A 14,253-nucleotide genomic window follows, 5' to 3' on the forward strand; every position below is an offset into this window, starting at 1 on the left:
GGGGCGGGGATGGTGCGCTGGATACCTACGATTCGACCAGGAGCCGCCGATGGATGCCGTGGAGACGCCGCGGGCGGACCGGATCGCGCACTCGCTCGTCGACGCCGCCGTGTGGGCGCCTTCGGTGTACGACACCCAGCCATGGTGGTTCGGCACGCGCGGCTCGACCGTCACCCTGCACGCCGACGCCGAGCGCCGGCTGGAGGTGGCCGATCCGGACGGCCGCGAGATGTTCATCAGCTGCGGCGCGGCGCTCTACACGCTGCGCCTGGGGGTCCGCGCCCTCGGCCGTACGCCGGAGGTCCGGATGCTGTCCGACCGGCGGCGGCCCGGCCTGATCGCCGACGTCGGCGTCGGTGTGGAACAGCCGGTCACCGCCGAGGAACGCCAGATGTACGCGCAGGTCGCCCGCAGGCACACCCACAGCGGCGGATTCCGCCCCGGCGGCATGCCGATCGGGCTCCTCCAGGCGCTGCGCACCCACGCCTACTCCGAGCAGGTCTGCCTGCGGATCGTCGCCGACCCCAGAACCCGGATCGCGCTCGCCGCCCTCACCGAGGCGGCCGAGCAGGTGCAGCGCCAGAACCCCGCCTACGTCGCCGAGGCCGCCCGCTGGACCCAGGACGCCCACCGTACGGCCGGAGAGCGTGAGGAGACCTGTCCGAGCGAGTCGGCGCACCTGAACGCCGACTTCGCCGGGTGCGACTTCGCCCGTGGCCAGGGCTGGGGCCCGGCCGGTTCCGCCCAGCGGGACGCCACGGGCGTCGTCGCCATCCTGCTGACCGACGGGGACGAACGGAGCGACTGGCTGTGCGCCGGCCAGGCCCTGCAGCGGATCCTGCTGTGCGCCGCCGAGTACGAGGTGTCGGCGGCCTTCCACGGCCAGGCGCTGGAGGTGCCGGAACTGCGGGAGTTCGTCCGGAACCGCTTCTGCGATGGCGCCCACCCGCAGGTGATCATGCGGCTGGGGGTCGCCCACCCCGGCGCGGTGCGCCGGTCGGTCACCGAGCTGACCCGGGGCGAGCTGTGACGCTCAGTCGTCCCGCGAGCGGTCGCCGGTCGCCTTGAGCTGGGCGACGAAGGCCGCGGCCTGCGTACGGCGGCGCATGTCGAGCTTGGTGAACAGGTTCGAGACGTAGTTCTTGACCGTCTTCTCGGCCAGGAAGAGCCGCTCGCCGATCTGCCGGTTCGTGAGCCCCTCGCCGATGAGCTCGAGGATCTGGCGCTCCTGGTCGGACAGGGTGGACAGCGGATCCTTGCGGGTCTGGCGCTCGCGGAGCCGGTGGAGCATCTGGGCGGTGCTGTGCGGGTCCAGCAGAGACTGCCCGGAGGCCACCGTACGGACCGCGGAGATCAGGTCGGACCCGTGGATCTGCTTCAGGACGTAGCCGGCGGCACCCGCCATGACCGCGTCGAACAACGCCTCCTCGTCGGAGAACGAGGTGAGCATCAGGCAGGCGAGCCCCGGAAGCCGCGAGCGGATCTCCCGGCAGACGCTCACGCCGTCGCCGTCGGGCAGCCGTACGTCCAGGACCGCGACGTCGGGCCGTACGGCGGGGATCCGCGCGATGGCGTGGGCGGCGGTGGCGGCCTCGCCGGCGATCTCGATGTCGGACTCGGACTCGAGCAGGGCGGCGACGCCGCGCCGTACCACTTCGTGGTCGTCGAGCAGGAATACCCGGATCGTCATGCCCTGCCCCCGTCATCCGTGCGGGCCGGCGGTCGCCGGCCCTGTGTCCTCACGTTAGGAGGCGTTCCTCAGTTCAGCGCGGAACGAACGTCGGCGATCCTCAAGACCTAGGTCCCTTGCGCGATCGCCGGAATCAGGGCAGCCCGGTCCAGCGGGGCGCGACCGCGGCCCACTCGCGCTCCCACAGGTCGATGCGGCGGCGTTCGAGCCGCCGGTCGATCAGCGTTCGGGCGGCGGAGTGCAGCAGCGCGATCAGCGTGAGGGCCGTCACCGCGGCCATGATGCTGTCGGCGACCGTCTGGGAGTGCTTGCGCGGATGCGAGGTCAGCCGGCCCTCGCGGTCGATCCAGACGGAGCGGTGCGTGCCGACCGGCTCGCCTCCCGCAGTCGGGACGACGGCGCTGTGGCCGGCCCCGGCGGCGTCGTGCCAGCCGATGCGCACGGCCTGGTCGAGGACGCCCCGCGACCCCGTGGGCGAGGCGTCGATGACGACGGCGTCCACCAGGTGGCGGGTGTGCGCCTGCAGGCGTTCGGCCCGGGCCCCGGCGCCCCCGGCCACCCGTGCGGTCACCAGGACCGTGAGCGGCGCGAGAACCAGGAAGAGCACGCCGAGCGCGATCATCGCGCGTGCGTGCGTACGGTCGACCGGACGCCGCAGCGGGTTGCGATCGGGGCGCAGGTAACGGATCACGCCCAACAGGTTGATCGTGAAGGTTCGCATCGGACACCTCCGCAACGGCCTTTCACCGTCAGACTAGGCGGTTCGGCCCTGACAGGGGAGGGGCGTCGGCATACGTGCCACGTCCCGTTCAGCCCCATGCCGGCAAGGGCTTGGCCCCCTGACCGGTCTCTGACGGACCCCGCCGTGAGCCGGGCCGCGCCGCGGCGAGCCGAGAACCCCAGCATCGCGCCGTCCGAGCGGGCCGGAACAGGGGCTGCCGGGCCGTGTCGAGGGGACTTTCGGCCTCTTCTGGACCCGTGCCCTCCTCCACGACCCTGAGAGGGAGGGGGAGGCGCCGATGGGCCGGTTCGACGGGGCGTACGTGCTCGCGGGTTTCGACGGTTCGGCGGCGGGCGAGCGCGCCTTGCGCTGGGCCGTCGAGGAGGCACGCCTGCGGCGGATGCCGCTGGTCGTGTGCCACGCCTGGCACTGGCCCTATCCCGTACCGCCGTCCGGCCCGTCGGCACTGGAGACCGTCCAGAAGATGGCCCGGCACGTCCTGGACCGGGGGATGCTCATCGCGCGGGAGGCCGGGCCGCGGATCCCGGCCAGCGGGAGGCTGGTGTCCGGTCCCGCGCCCGCGATGCTGGTGAACCAGTCCAAGGACGCCGCCCTGGCCGTGGTCGGCACGCACGGCGAGGGCTCCGGCGCGGAGACCTCCGCCGGGTCCTCCGCCCTCCAGCTGCCCGCCTACGCGCACTGCCCGGTGATGGTCGTGCGTAACGCCGCCGACCGCGGCCGGCCGATCGTGGTCGGCGTGGACGGCTCGGCCGCCTCGGACGCCGCGCTCGCGTTCGGTTTCGAGGAGGCCGCCCTGCGCGGGCAGCCGCTGCGGGCCGTGCTCGGCTGCTGGGAGCCCGACGTCATCGCCTCCGCGGAGATGGGGATGATCCGCGACCCGGACGAGGTGCGCATGATGGCCGCGAGCCGGCTGGAGCGCACGGTGTCCCCGTGGCGGGAGCAGTACCCCTACGTCGACGCGGAGACCGTCCTGCTCATGCGGACGCCCCGCCACGCGCTGCTGGAGGCCGCCGCGCGGGCCGCGCTGCTCGTCCTGGGCGGCCGGGGTCTCGGGGGTGTCACGGGGCTGCGGCTCGGCGCCGTCAGCAGCGCCATGCTCCAGCACGCGCCCTGCTCGGTGGCGATCGTCCGGCCGCGCGGCTGAGCCCCGGAGGCCGAAGTCACGGGGATCGAGGACCTTTGCCGCTCACGATGGCCCCCGCGTACGGCGATTCTCGGAAGAGAGACCAGACAGGGGGAACGATCAGATGACCGCGGAGACCGGAATGCGGCCGTCATCAGGGGCGCACGAACCGGGAGGGGCCGGTACGGCCCTCCCCGAGGCCAGGAGTGTGCTGGCCGTCGTGGCGAGGCCCGGCGACGAGGCCTGCTACCTCGGTGCGGTACTCGACGCCTTCCGCCGTGGTGGCAGCCAGGTGAGCGTTCTCGCCTTCAGCCGGGGGGACGAGTCGCCGTACAACGACTCGATGGAACAGCTCGAGGTGATCCGCCCGTTCGAGCTGGACCGGGCCGCGTCGGCCCTGCGGGCGGTGCACTGCCTGCTCGCGGACTATCCGGAGGCCGAGATGCGCCGGCTCCCGACCGCGCAGCTCGCCGAACGCGTGATCCGCATGATCGGCGAATGGTCCGTCGACCTGATCCTCACCGTCGACGGGCGCGTGGTCGATCGTACGGCGGCGTGCGTGGCCTGCCAGGCCGGCCGGGAGGCGGCCGTACCCGTGCTCGGCTGGACCCTGCCGCACGAGGTGGCCAAGGTCGTACGTGAGGCCACCGGGCTGTCGGTGACCGGGGACGCGGGGACGCGGATCGACTTCGAGCTGCGGGTCGCCCGCACGATCCAGCGGTACGCGATGAGCGCCCACGTCAGCCAGGCCGGTGGCTGCGGCACCCAGCTCGCGCGGCTGGAGGTCCAGGGGGACCGCGAATGGCTGCGCTGGCTCGTCCCGGCGGTCGCCGAGGCGGCGCCGGCGAAGGGGAGGAGACGGCCGTGATCGCGGTCGCGGACGTGATGCGTCACCAGGCCGTGGCCGTACGCGAGAGGGCGCGCCTCGCCGAGATCGTCTCGGCGATGCGCCGTTTCCACGTCTCCTCGTTGCCGGTGGTCGACGCCGAGGACCGGGTCATCGGGCAGATCGTGGACGACGACGTTTTGCTCGGCGGCGAGCCCCGTGAGTCCTGCGCTCCCCGCGACCGGATCGTCGGCCGGCTGGACCGGTGGTTCCGGCGCGCCGTGCGGCCCACGAGGTACGGAGGCCGGGAGAGGCTGGCAACCGACCTGATGAGCTCACCGGCGGTGACCGTCACCGGGGCGATGCCCGCCCGCGAGGCGGCGCGCGCGATGTACCGGCACCACGTCCACCAGCTTCCGGTGGTCGACGGCGTGAGCGGCCGGCTCACCGGGACCGTGACCAGGTCCGACGTGCTCGCGGTGTACGAGCGCCCGGACGAGGACATCCGCCGCGAGATCCTCTACGACATCATCGAGGACACGCTGGGGATGCCGCCTGATGACTTCGACGTCGCGGTGACGAGGGGCGCCGTGACCATCGGCGGGCGGCTCGAACGCCACTCCGCCGCGCTCCGGCTCGCCGGGGCCATCGCGCACGTCGCCGGTGTGTTCACCGTCATGGACCACCTGACGTACAAGGTGGACGACGTCACGCCGGCGCCGCACGCCCGGTTGTGAGCGGTGGTCAGGCCGCGTGTACACGGAGTTCGGACAGGTCCGTCACGATGAGGTCCGCGCCGCACTCGCCGGTTCCGGCGACGCCGAGCCGGTCGACGCCGACGACGAGCCCGAACCCGCCCCGCTGGGCCGCCGCGACCGCCGAGCCGATCTCCTCCACCACCGCGGTGTGCCGCGGCTGGGCGCCCATCCGCAGGGCGGCCTGGGCGAACAGCGCCGAGTCCGGGCCGGACGGCAGGCCGGTGCCGGGCGCGTCGAGCCCGTCCAGGACGATGTCGAACATGGCCACCACACCGGCGCTCCGCAGCACCTCGCCGCCGTGCCGCTGCGTGGACACCGCGGCGGTGCGGATGCCGCGCCTACGGGCCTCCCGGATCAGCGTCACGGCGGAGCCGAACGGGCTCACGCCGTGCCGGCGGACCTCGGCGAGGAAGAACTCCTCCTGCCGGATCGTGAGGGCGCGAAGGTCGTCGTAGGGCAGGCTGACGCCGCGTGAGGCGAGGAAGTCGCGCGCACCCGCGATCCTCGGCCTGCCGTGGGTGTACCTCAGGTAGTCCTCGCGCACGCCGAACGGCGTGAAGGCGGTCTCGTGCGCCGCCGCGTACGCGCGCAGGAACGGGTCCATGACGGTCTTCCAGGCCCCCGCCGACGTACGGGCGCTGTCGATGACCACGCCGTCCACGCCGAAGATCACAGCCGTGATGTCGCCCCCGAGCACGCACTCTCCGGTGCCGGTGCGCATGGCCGGTTCACCTCTTCCCGTGATCGCCGCGCGAGCTCTCCTCTCCCTCAGCCTTCCCGGCTCCGCGTGCCCTCACCCAGCCGCGACTCTGGCCCGCTCACGGCGGCATCACCGCCGTGAGCGGCCACGACGCCGTCCGGCCGGCCAGGGTCCGTGCCGCGCGCGAGGTCAGCACTACGACGGCGACGTCCTCGCCCAGCGACTGCCAGGCGGCGAGTACGGCCTCCGGGCCCTCGGCGGGCAGCACGATCGCCCCGGCGAGGCCGAACCCGAGTACCTTGCCGCTCTCCCCGATGACCGCGATCTTCGCCGCGCCGCGCTTCTCCGGTGCAGGGCGCGCGGACGGCGGATCGTCGATCGCCACGGGTTCGAGAGCTCCGATGACACCGGCGGGTACGGGTTCACCGGCCGGGCCGTCCGGGTGAAACCGGTCGAGGAGGTCACGGAGTGTCGGCATGTCCCCATGCTCATTGGCCGGCGCCCGCCGGGGCAGGGCCGCACGGAAGTCAGACCTGGGACCTTCGCCCCGGTTCGCCGGAACGCCCCGTTCCGGCCACGGGCCGCGCGCGCGTCAAGGCCCCGGCGGTCCGCCGGGACCTTCGCCTCGTCTCAGACGGACACCGTGGCCTTGTCCGCGGCCTCGTGCGGCGCCTCCGGGACGGCCCGGCGCCTGCCGGGCAGCAGCAGGGCGACGACCACGGTGCCGGCGCCGAGGATGATCCCGCCGACCTGGCTGGTGTGCGCGACGGCGTGCGCGAACGCGTGGTCGGCCGCGCGTACGAGGGCCGCGGCCGGTCCGGGGCCGGCGGTCTCGGCGACCTTCCGCGCGACCGCGAGGGCACCGCCGACCGACTCCCCGGCCGCCTCGGTGGCCTGGGCCGGCAGCCGTCCGCCGACGGCCGCGTCGACGCCCGAGGCGTACGTGCTCGCCAGGATCGAGCCGAGGATCGCGATGCCGAGCGAACCCCCGAGCTCCAGCGACGTGTCGTTGACCGCGCCGCCGACGCCGAGCTGCTTCTCGGGGAAGGCGCCCATGATCGCGTCGGTGCAGGGGGAGACGCTCAGGCCGATCGCGGCGCCGAGCAGGAGCAGCGGGGCGAGGAAGTCGCCGTACCCCGAGCCGTCGCCGACGCGGGTCAGCAGCAGGACGCCCGCCGTGCCCAGGGCCATGCCGGCGGTCACGGTCACCCGCATGCCGGCCCGCGGGGTGAGCGCACCGGTGACGGCCGCGCCCGCGAACACCGCGCCGGCCAGCGGCAGCAGCCGTACGCCGGTGGCCAGCGGGCCGTACCCGAGGACGAACTGCAGGTGCTGCGTCAGGTAGTAGATCGAGCCGAACGCCGCGAGGAAGAACAGCATGACGGCCAGGTTCGCCCCGGCGAAGGCGCGGTCGGCGAACCTGCGGACGTCGAGGATCGGCCGCGGGTGCCGCAGCTCCCATGCGACGAACCCGGCCAGGCCCAGCCCCGCGAGCACGGCGGCGCCGATCGCCCCAGGGCCCCAGCCGAAGCGCGGCCCCTCGATGATCATGTAGACGAGTGAGGCGAGGAAGACGACCGACAGGAGCCCGCCCACCAGGTCCAGGCGGCCCGAGACGGCGGCGCGGGACGGCGGGACCACCGCGAGGGCGGCGATCATGGCGACGCCCGCGACCGGCACGTTGATCAGAAATGTCAGGCCCCACGCGTGCCCCTCCAGCAGCCGGCCGGCCAGCAGCGGCCCGGCCGCGATGGCCAGGCCCGAGGTGGCCGTCCAGACGGTGATCGCCCGTGCCCTCTCGCGGCGCGGGAAGGTCGCGGTCAGCAGGGACAGCGTGGCCGGCATGATCATCGCGGCGCCGACGCCCATCACCGCCCGCGCCGCGATCACCGCGGCGGTGCTGTGCGCCAGGCTGCCCGTCACCGAGCCGGCGCCGAAGACCGCCAGGCCGGCCAGGAGCGCGCCCCGGCGGCTGTACTTGTCCCCGATCGCCCCCATGACCAGCATCAGCGCTGCGTACGGGACGGTGTAGGCGTCGATGACCCACTGCAGGTCACTGCCGCTCAGGCCGAGGTCCCGCGTCATGGCGGGGGCCGCGACGAGCAGCGACGTGTTCGCCATGACGATGATCAGCAGACTCAGGCAGAGCACCGCCAGCGCCGCCCGGCGGCGGGGGTACGGCGGGTCCGCGTGGTCGACCGGCGTGGTCGCGATCAACGGCATGTTCGTTCCTCTCCTTGCGTAAGGGGCGCGTATTTGCACACCACTGTGCAAGCTATTTATCTGCACAGTGGTGTGCAACAATCGGCGCTTGTGAAAGGAGTCACATGAGCGAGCCGAGGCGGCCCGGCCGCGCGGAGGTCAACCGGCGGCGCATCCTGGCCGTCGCCGCGGACGAGCTGAGCCGCGATCCGGACCTGAGCATGGACGACATCGCCCGCGCCGCGGGCGTCGTGCGCCGCACCGTGTACGGGCACTTCCCGAGCCGTGAGGCGCTCATCGCGGGCATCGCCGACGAGGCCGCGCGCGAGGTCACCGAGGCCCTGGGGAGCGGCGCGGAGAACACCGCATCCCCGGTCGAGGCGCTGGTGATCTCGACGATGGCGACCTGGGAGATCGGCGACCGCTACCGGCTGCTGATCGCGCTGGCCCAGCGCAGCCTGACGGCCGCCGGGATGCGCGACCACCTGCGCCCGGCCCGGGAGCGGCTCGCCGGGTTGCTGGAGGAGGGCGCGCGGAGCGGGGACTTCGCGGGCCACCTGCCGGCGGCCGTGCTCGCCCAGGGCCTGGAGTCACTGCTCCTGGGGCTCCTGCAGGCGGTCAACGAGGGCGTGTGGGAGAGCGCGGAGCCGGCACGGGACGCGGCACGCGCCTGCCTGATCGCCGCAGGCGTCCCCGCGGCGCGGGCCGACGCGGCGGTCACCGCGGCCGTACGGCCGTCCGCGAGCGGCTGACCTCCGGCGGGGAGAGACGGCCGTATCGACGAGCACTCCCGCGTCGTCGGGCCGGTGCCGCCGCCGGGACTCATCGCTGGTCGGACGTGGGATCGCGGACCGTCCCCGCCGCAGGAGACTGGGGAAGGGTCTGTCCTGAAATGGCGTTGATGTCGCGTCCATATGCCGTCGATGCGCAGAACGGCAGAGTGATCGTTTAATCTCCCGAGCGTGCGCATCCCACCGCAGAGAAGGATTTACCTCACGACGGGCATCGGCGTCGCCTCCGTCGCCATGGTGGCGGTGGCGGGTGCCGAGGCGGCCGAGGGCGGGCCGATGAAGACCTGGTGGGTCCTCCTCAGCATCGCCATGACGGTGGTCGGCGCGGCGGTGCCCGGCTACGAGCAGATCCGCAAGGAACGCCAGCGCAAGGAGGCCGAGCGCGCGGCGATCGACGCCGCGGTCGAGATGCGGGTCACGATCAATGACGCGCTCGACCCGATCGTGCGGCAGCTCGGGCGCATCGCGACGGCCACCAGCCGGCAGGAGCGCGGCAACCTGCGGGAGGCCACGATCCCGATGATCCTCGACTCGGCGGCGCACCTCATCAAGGGCCGCCGGGTGCGGGCGTGCTGGTTCCGCATCGAGGACGGCCGGCCGCGCCGGCTCGAACCCGCCCAGTACGCCGGCCGCGCGGACGCGCCCGTGACGGTCTTCGAGGAGGGCACCGCCGAGGGCGACTCCGTCTTCGCCATGATCCGGCACAACGACCACCTGCAGTCCTCCGACGTCGACCGGCACCCGCCGGAGGGCTGGCACGGCTCGGCCGAGCACGGCTACCGATCCTTCGTGGCCGTTCCGGTCGTCGCCGGGCACACGGCGTACGGGATGCTCACCGTCGACGCGATGAACGTCGGTGGTGTCAGCCGTTCGGAGGTGCCGTTCGTACGGCTGCTCGCGGGCCTGCTCGCGGACGCGCTGGCCTATGGAGCCGCCGAGGAGGGATTGCGGCGGCTCGTGCGTTGAATCGATTGACCTTTCGCGCACGTGACCGGACACTGACGAGAGAAAGGGAGTGGGGGCCATGCCGGAAGACCTGGTGGTGCAGGACTCCGACGACCGGTCGGAGCGCATGATCCGCAACCCGCGCCGCTACTTCGCCGAGGCGCGCGAGCGCGCCGAGCGTGAGGTCCGCCGCGAGGTCGAGGGGCGCACGCAGGCGCCGGAGAGCGGCGAGCACGCCGAATAACCCCTGATCAGGTGCGAACGGGGCGCGTCGGGGGAAGGTCGTCAGTGACGGTCACCTGCGGTGACCGGACGACTTGGGGGAGACCATGCTTCCCGACAGCGACGTGCTCATCGTGGGCGGCGGCCCCACCGGACTGCTGCTCGCCGGAGACCTGGCCGCCGCCGGCGTCTCCTGCACCCTGCTCGAACGCCGCGACGGCGAGTCCAACCTGACGCGCGCCTTCGGCGTGCACGCCCGCACACTCGAGCTCCTCGACGCCAGGGGCCTCGCACGTGACCTCATCGCGACCGGTGTGCGGGTCTCCGGCCTCGGCTCGTTCGGCCTCGGCTTCTTCCGCCTGCCGAGCCGCTTCCCGTACCTGCTGATCACTCCGCAGTACGAGACCGAGCGGATCCTCGGCACGCGGGCGCGGGCGCTCGGCGCCGAGATCGCGGGCGGTGCCGAGGTCGTCGCGCTGCGCCAGGACCTGGAGGGTGTCGACCTGACCGTGCGCGACGCCGGAGGCGGGACCTACACCCGGCGGGCGCGCTACGTCGTCGGCACCGACGGCGTGCACAGCGTGGTCCGCCGTGAACTCGGCCTGCCGTTTCCCGGCCGCTCGGCCGTGCGCTCGGTCGTGATCTGCGACGTGCGGCTCCTCCATCCGCCCGTCGACACCGTGACGGCCCGTGCCACCGGTGAGGGCGTCGTCTTCACGGTGCCGTTCGGCGACGGCTGGCACCGGGTCATCGCCTGGAACCGCCGGGGCCAGCCGCCGGAGTCCGCGCCGGTCTCCCTCGACGAGGTCCGCGACATCGTGAGGCGGGTCCTCGGCACCGACCTCGGCATGCACGACCCGCGGTGGATCTCACGCTTCCACAGCGACGAGCGCCAGGTGCCGCGCTACCGGGACGGCCGGGTGTTCCTCGCCGGCGACGCCGCGCACGTGCACTCCCCGGCCGGCGGCATGGGCATGAACACCGGGCTGCAGGACGCCGTCAACCTGGGCTGGAAGCTCACCGCCGCGGTGAAGGGCTGGGCGCCCGACGGGCTGCTCGACACCTACCACGACGAGCGGTATCCGGTCGGGCGGCGCGTGCTGCGCACCAGCGGAGTCATCCTGCGCGGCGCGCTCCTGGGGCCGGGCGCGCTCCGCTTCGTACGCGACGCGCTCCTGGCCGCCGCGAGCCGTTCCCGGTGGATCGCGCGCCGCATGGCCGGAGCGGTCTCCGGCATCGACCTCGCGTACGCCGCGCCGCCGGGCGCGCACCCGCTCACCGGGCGCCGGGCGCCGGACATCCCTCTGGCCGGCGGCACGCCGCGCACGCTGTACCGCGCGCTACGGCCCGGACGGTTCCTGCTGGTCGTGCCGCCCGGCGCCGACGTGGACACCGCGCGGCCCGGCGGATGGGCCGACCGCGTGGACCTGGCCGTCGCGGGCGGCGCGACCCGCACGGTCGTCCTCGTACGGCCGGACGGCTACATCGCGTGGGCCGACGACGACGCCGACCCGGCGGGACGGGCCGCCGCGATCCGTACGGCGCTCAGCGCGTGGTGCGGCCCGTCGGCCGACCGCGTCGCGCACTGAGACGGCTCAGTCGTCGTGACCGTGCTCTTCGTGGACGCTTTCCTTGGTGCCGTCGTAGCGGCGGCCGACGGACTCGGCGGCCCGGTCGGACAGCTCCGCGGCGGTCTTGGACTGGGGATGCTCGTCCCCGCCCTCCTCGGGCGACTGCTCGTCGTCCCGGCCCTTGGGCTCGGACTCCATGCTGTGCCTCCTCATGCGTCTCCGTAACCCCACCCTAGAGCCCGCCGCTCACGCTCCGCCGTGCGGTACCGTCCCACGGTGAACGGCTGGGAACCCGAGCACCTCGTGACGGCGGACGCGGCGGCCGACCTCATCGGAGACCAGTTCCCGCGGTTGCGCGGCGCGTCCGTCGAGGCATTCGCCACCGGCTGGGACAACACCGTGTTCCTCGTCGCCGAACAGTGGATCTTCCGGTTCCCTCGCCGCGCGGTCGCGCTGCCGGGCCTGCGCAGGGAGATCGACGTGCTGCCCCGGCTCGCTCCCCGGCTGCCGCTGCCCGTGCCCGTACCCGAGTTCGCCGGCCGCCCGTCGCCGGCGTTCCCCTGGCCGTTCTGGGGCGCGCGGCACCTGCCGGGACGCGAGCTCGCCGACGCCGGCCTGGCCGACGGCGCGCGGGCCGGCGCCGCGGCCGGTCTGGGCGCCTTCCTGCGGGCGCTGCACGACCCGCGGCTGGTGCCCGTGACGGGAGTCGCGTTGCCACGCGACCCGCAGAGCCGGGCCGAGCCGTCCGTGCGCTCGCCGTTCGCGCGTGAACGGCTCGCCCGGCTCACGCGCGACGGCGTCTGGACGCTCGATCCGGCGGTCGAACGTCTCCTCGCCGACGGCGAACGCCTCGGGCCGTGCACCGGCGCCGCCGTGGTCTCCCACGGTGACCTGCACATCCGGCACCTGCTCGTGGACGCGGACGCGCGGGCCTCCGGCGTCATCGACTGGGGCGACCTGTGCGTGGCCGATCCCGCCGTCGACCTGTCGCTCGCGTATGCCGGGTTCGCCGGCCCGGCGCGTACGGCACTGCTGTCCGCGTACGGGCCGGTCGGGGAGGAGAGGGAGGTACGGGCGCGGGTGCTGGCGGTGTTCCTGTGCGCGGCGCTCGCCGAGTACGCCGCCGCCACCGGCCGGGAGACACTGCTGACCGAGGCCCTGGCGGGTCTCGGGCGTGCCGTCGCCGGCTGATCTCTGGAGCGGCGCTCTCGTTTCATAACGACGCTCTGTTATGGTCGAGGTCATGAACGCGAGCCGTACGGCGAGAGAGCGGGTGCGGGCCGAGCTGATCGGGGAGATCACCGACATCGCCCGGCGGCATCTGGGCCGCGACGGCGCGGCCGGGCTGTCCCTGCGGGCGGTCGCCCGCGAGATGGGCATGGTCTCCTCGGCGATCTACCGCTACTTTCCCAGCCGCGACGACCTGCTCACCGCGCTGATCATCGACGGGTACAACGCGGTGGCGGAGACGGTGGAGAAGGCCGAGGCCGCCTGCCCGCGCGGCGACCATATGGGCCGATGGCTCGCGGTCTGCCACGCGCTCCGCGACTGGGCGCTGGCACACCCCCAGGAGTACGCCCTGCTCTACGGCTCTCCGGTGCCCGGCTACAGCGCGCCGGAGGACACCATCGCCCCCGCGACCCGCACCGTGCTGGTGTTCGGCGGGATCTTCGGCGACGCCCACCGCGACGGTGTGCTCGACCCGCCGGGCGGCTACCCGCCGGCGCCGGCGACGTTCGCGGGCGACGCGAACGCCATCCGCACGGTGCTGCTGCCGGACGTGCCCGACGACATGGTCGCGCGGGCGGTGACCGGCTGGCCCGGCCTGTTCGGCGCGGTCAGCTTCGAGCTGTTCGGGCAGTACAACAACGTCATCACCGACCTGGCCGCCGTCTTCGAGCACGCTATGCGCGGCCTGGGCCGCCACATCGGCTTCCCGGACTGACCGGCCGGAGACACGACGCGGGCCCAGGTCGTTCCCTACCGGAAGGACCGCAGGTACGCGGCGGTCGGGGAGCCCGACCGGTCCTTTTGGTCAGGACCGCTGAGGGGCGGCGGTCAGAACGGCCGGAAGGGAACCGGCCGCCCGGCCGCGTCGAGCCAGCGGACGGTCCAGTACCTACCTCCGGCAACGGAGTATCCGGAGATCCGGCCCGTCGGGTCGACGTCCGCCAGGAAGTAACGTCCCGGTGCGATGCCGTGGCCTGTCGGAAGCGGCTTCGTCGGCACGTCGTACGCGGGAAGGCCGGTGCCGCTGAGCCGGACCTTCACCACGTCGTCCGGTGTCGGACCCCAGTAGTAGACCGGTGCCCGGTGGGGAGGCGGCGCCGACGGCGTCACCGGGGCGAGGGCGTTCGCCGCCCAATAGTCGCTCATCGGCAGGCGGGGGTCGAAACCGCAGTTGCCCATCGCTCCCGCCGTGAAGCCCGGCGGCACCACGTCCAGGCAGAGGTGGTCGTGCGGGTGCGCCATGCGCATCCACTGATGCTGGGCGACGAGTTCCCACGTACGGGCGTCCGGCGCGGTGAAGCGTGCGACGACGACCGGCGCTCCCATGCGCTCCGCCGTCCGGGCACGCCATTCGTCCCAGCTCTTCAATCCGTAGACACCGGCGGCGGCCACGACCGGAACACCGGCCAGCGCCACCCACAGCCTCCATCGTCTCTTGCTCATGCGACGCTCG

General features: G+C 73.5%; 17 protein-coding genes. 10 read left to right on the top strand and 7 right to left on the bottom strand.

Annotated elements, in window-relative coordinates; genetic code table 11:
* The first annotated feature begins 49 nt into the window (after positions 1-49).
* On the top strand, positions 50-1,030 hold the full coding sequence (locus QWU11_RS37185) for a hypothetical protein (protein WP_290119219.1): 981 nt from the start codon (positions 50-52) through the stop codon (positions 1,028-1,030).
* 3 nt (positions 1,031-1,033) lie between these two features.
* On the opposite strand, the gene QWU11_RS37190 is transcribed toward QWU11_RS37185, so the two are convergent.
* Together QWU11_RS37190 and QWU11_RS37195 are read right to left on the bottom strand one after the other, a co-directional pair.
* The gene (locus tag QWU11_RS37190; RefSeq protein WP_290119220.1) at positions 1,034-1,690 is read right to left on the bottom strand and encodes a response regulator transcription factor; all 657 of its coding nucleotides are present in this window, start codon (positions 1,688-1,690) and stop codon (positions 1,034-1,036) included.
* A 133-nt stretch (positions 1,691-1,823) separates the two neighbouring features.
* Positions 1,824-2,411 carry a hypothetical protein gene (locus tag QWU11_RS37195; RefSeq protein ID WP_290119221.1) on the bottom strand — a complete coding sequence of 196 codons (588 nt, stop codon included), beginning with the start codon at positions 2,409-2,411 and terminating at the stop codon, positions 1,824-1,826.
* A gap of 298 nt (positions 2,412-2,709) precedes the next feature.
* On the opposite strand from QWU11_RS37195, the gene QWU11_RS37200 reads away from it, so the two are divergent.
* The 3 genes from QWU11_RS37200 (at position 2,710) to QWU11_RS37210 (ending at position 5,118) form a co-directional block, all read left to right on the top strand.
* Positions 2,710-3,576 carry a universal stress protein gene (locus QWU11_RS37200; protein ID WP_290119222.1) on the top strand — a complete coding sequence of 289 codons (867 nt, stop codon included), beginning with the start codon at positions 2,710-2,712 and terminating at the stop codon, positions 3,574-3,576.
* A gap of 103 nt (positions 3,577-3,679) precedes the next feature.
* Positions 3,680-4,423, top strand: coding sequence for a PIG-L family deacetylase (locus tag QWU11_RS37205; protein ID WP_290119223.1), 744 nt, complete (start codon positions 3,680-3,682; stop codon positions 4,421-4,423).
* Entirely contained in the window at positions 4,420-5,118 is a 699-nt protein-coding gene (locus QWU11_RS37210) for a CBS domain-containing protein (protein ID WP_290119224.1), read from the top strand. Before QWU11_RS37205 ends, QWU11_RS37210 begins: the two co-directional genes overlap by 4 nt.
* Before the next feature lie 7 nt (positions 5,119-5,125).
* On the opposite strand, the gene QWU11_RS37215 is transcribed toward QWU11_RS37210, so the two are convergent.
* The 3 genes from QWU11_RS37215 to QWU11_RS37225 all read right to left on the bottom strand — a co-directional run bounded on the left by QWU11_RS37215 (position 5,126) and on the right by QWU11_RS37225 (position 8,062).
* Positions 5,126-5,860 carry an HAD family hydrolase gene (locus QWU11_RS37215; RefSeq protein ID WP_290119225.1) on the bottom strand — a complete coding sequence of 245 codons (735 nt, stop codon included), beginning with the start codon at positions 5,858-5,860 and terminating at the stop codon, positions 5,126-5,128.
* A gap of 97 nt (positions 5,861-5,957) precedes the next feature.
* Entirely contained in the window at positions 5,958-6,317 is a 360-nt protein-coding gene (locus QWU11_RS37220) for a V-type ATP synthase subunit F (protein WP_290119226.1), read from the bottom strand.
* A 152-nt stretch (positions 6,318-6,469) separates the two neighbouring features.
* Positions 6,470-8,062, bottom strand: coding sequence for an MFS transporter (locus tag QWU11_RS37225; protein ID WP_290119227.1), 1,593 nt, complete (start codon positions 8,060-8,062; stop codon positions 6,470-6,472).
* A gap of 104 nt (positions 8,063-8,166) precedes the next feature.
* On the opposite strand from QWU11_RS37225, the gene QWU11_RS37230 reads away from it, so the two are divergent.
* The 4 genes from QWU11_RS37230 to QWU11_RS37245 all read left to right on the top strand — a co-directional run bounded on the left by QWU11_RS37230 (position 8,167) and on the right by QWU11_RS37245 (position 11,588).
* Positions 8,167-8,793 carry a TetR/AcrR family transcriptional regulator gene (locus tag QWU11_RS37230; protein WP_290119228.1) on the top strand — a complete coding sequence of 209 codons (627 nt, stop codon included), beginning with the start codon at positions 8,167-8,169 and terminating at the stop codon, positions 8,791-8,793.
* Between the two features lie 210 nt (positions 8,794-9,003).
* Positions 9,004-9,798 carry a GAF domain-containing protein gene (locus QWU11_RS37235; protein WP_290119229.1) on the top strand — a complete coding sequence of 265 codons (795 nt, stop codon included), beginning with the start codon at positions 9,004-9,006 and terminating at the stop codon, positions 9,796-9,798.
* 58 nt (positions 9,799-9,856) lie between these two features.
* Entirely contained in the window at positions 9,857-10,021 is a 165-nt protein-coding gene (locus tag QWU11_RS37240) for a hypothetical protein (protein ID WP_290119230.1), read from the top strand.
* Positions 10,022-10,106: 85 nt separating this feature from the next.
* Positions 10,107-11,588, top strand: coding sequence for an FAD-dependent monooxygenase (locus QWU11_RS37245; RefSeq protein WP_290119231.1), 1,482 nt, complete (start codon positions 10,107-10,109; stop codon positions 11,586-11,588).
* A 6-nt stretch (positions 11,589-11,594) separates the two neighbouring features.
* On the opposite strand, the gene QWU11_RS37250 is transcribed toward QWU11_RS37245, so the two are convergent.
* A complete protein-coding gene (locus QWU11_RS37250) occupies positions 11,595-11,768 on the bottom strand; it encodes a hypothetical protein (protein WP_290119232.1) in 174 nt (57 codons plus the stop codon).
* A 78-nt stretch (positions 11,769-11,846) separates the two neighbouring features.
* Between QWU11_RS37250 and QWU11_RS37255 the strand changes: the two genes are divergently transcribed.
* Positions 11,847-12,761: a phosphotransferase gene (locus QWU11_RS37255; protein ID WP_290119233.1), complete on the top strand. Its 915-nt coding sequence runs from the start codon at positions 11,847-11,849 to the stop codon at positions 12,759-12,761.
* Between the two features lie 52 nt (positions 12,762-12,813).
* Entirely contained in the window at positions 12,814-13,515 is a 702-nt protein-coding gene (locus tag QWU11_RS37260; RefSeq protein WP_290119234.1) for a TetR/AcrR family transcriptional regulator, read from the top strand.
* Between the two features lie 113 nt (positions 13,516-13,628).
* On the opposite strand, the gene QWU11_RS37265 is transcribed toward QWU11_RS37260, so the two are convergent.
* Complete coding sequence (locus QWU11_RS37265) at positions 13,629-14,243, bottom strand: hypothetical protein (protein WP_290119235.1); 615 nt, start codon at positions 14,241-14,243, stop codon at positions 13,629-13,631.
* Positions 14,244-14,253: the final 10 nt, after the last annotated feature.

The sequence above is a fragment of the Actinomadura sp. DC4 genome (assembly GCF_030406325.1).
GTDB lineage: Bacteria > Actinomycetota > Actinomycetes > Streptosporangiales > Streptosporangiaceae > Actinoallomurus.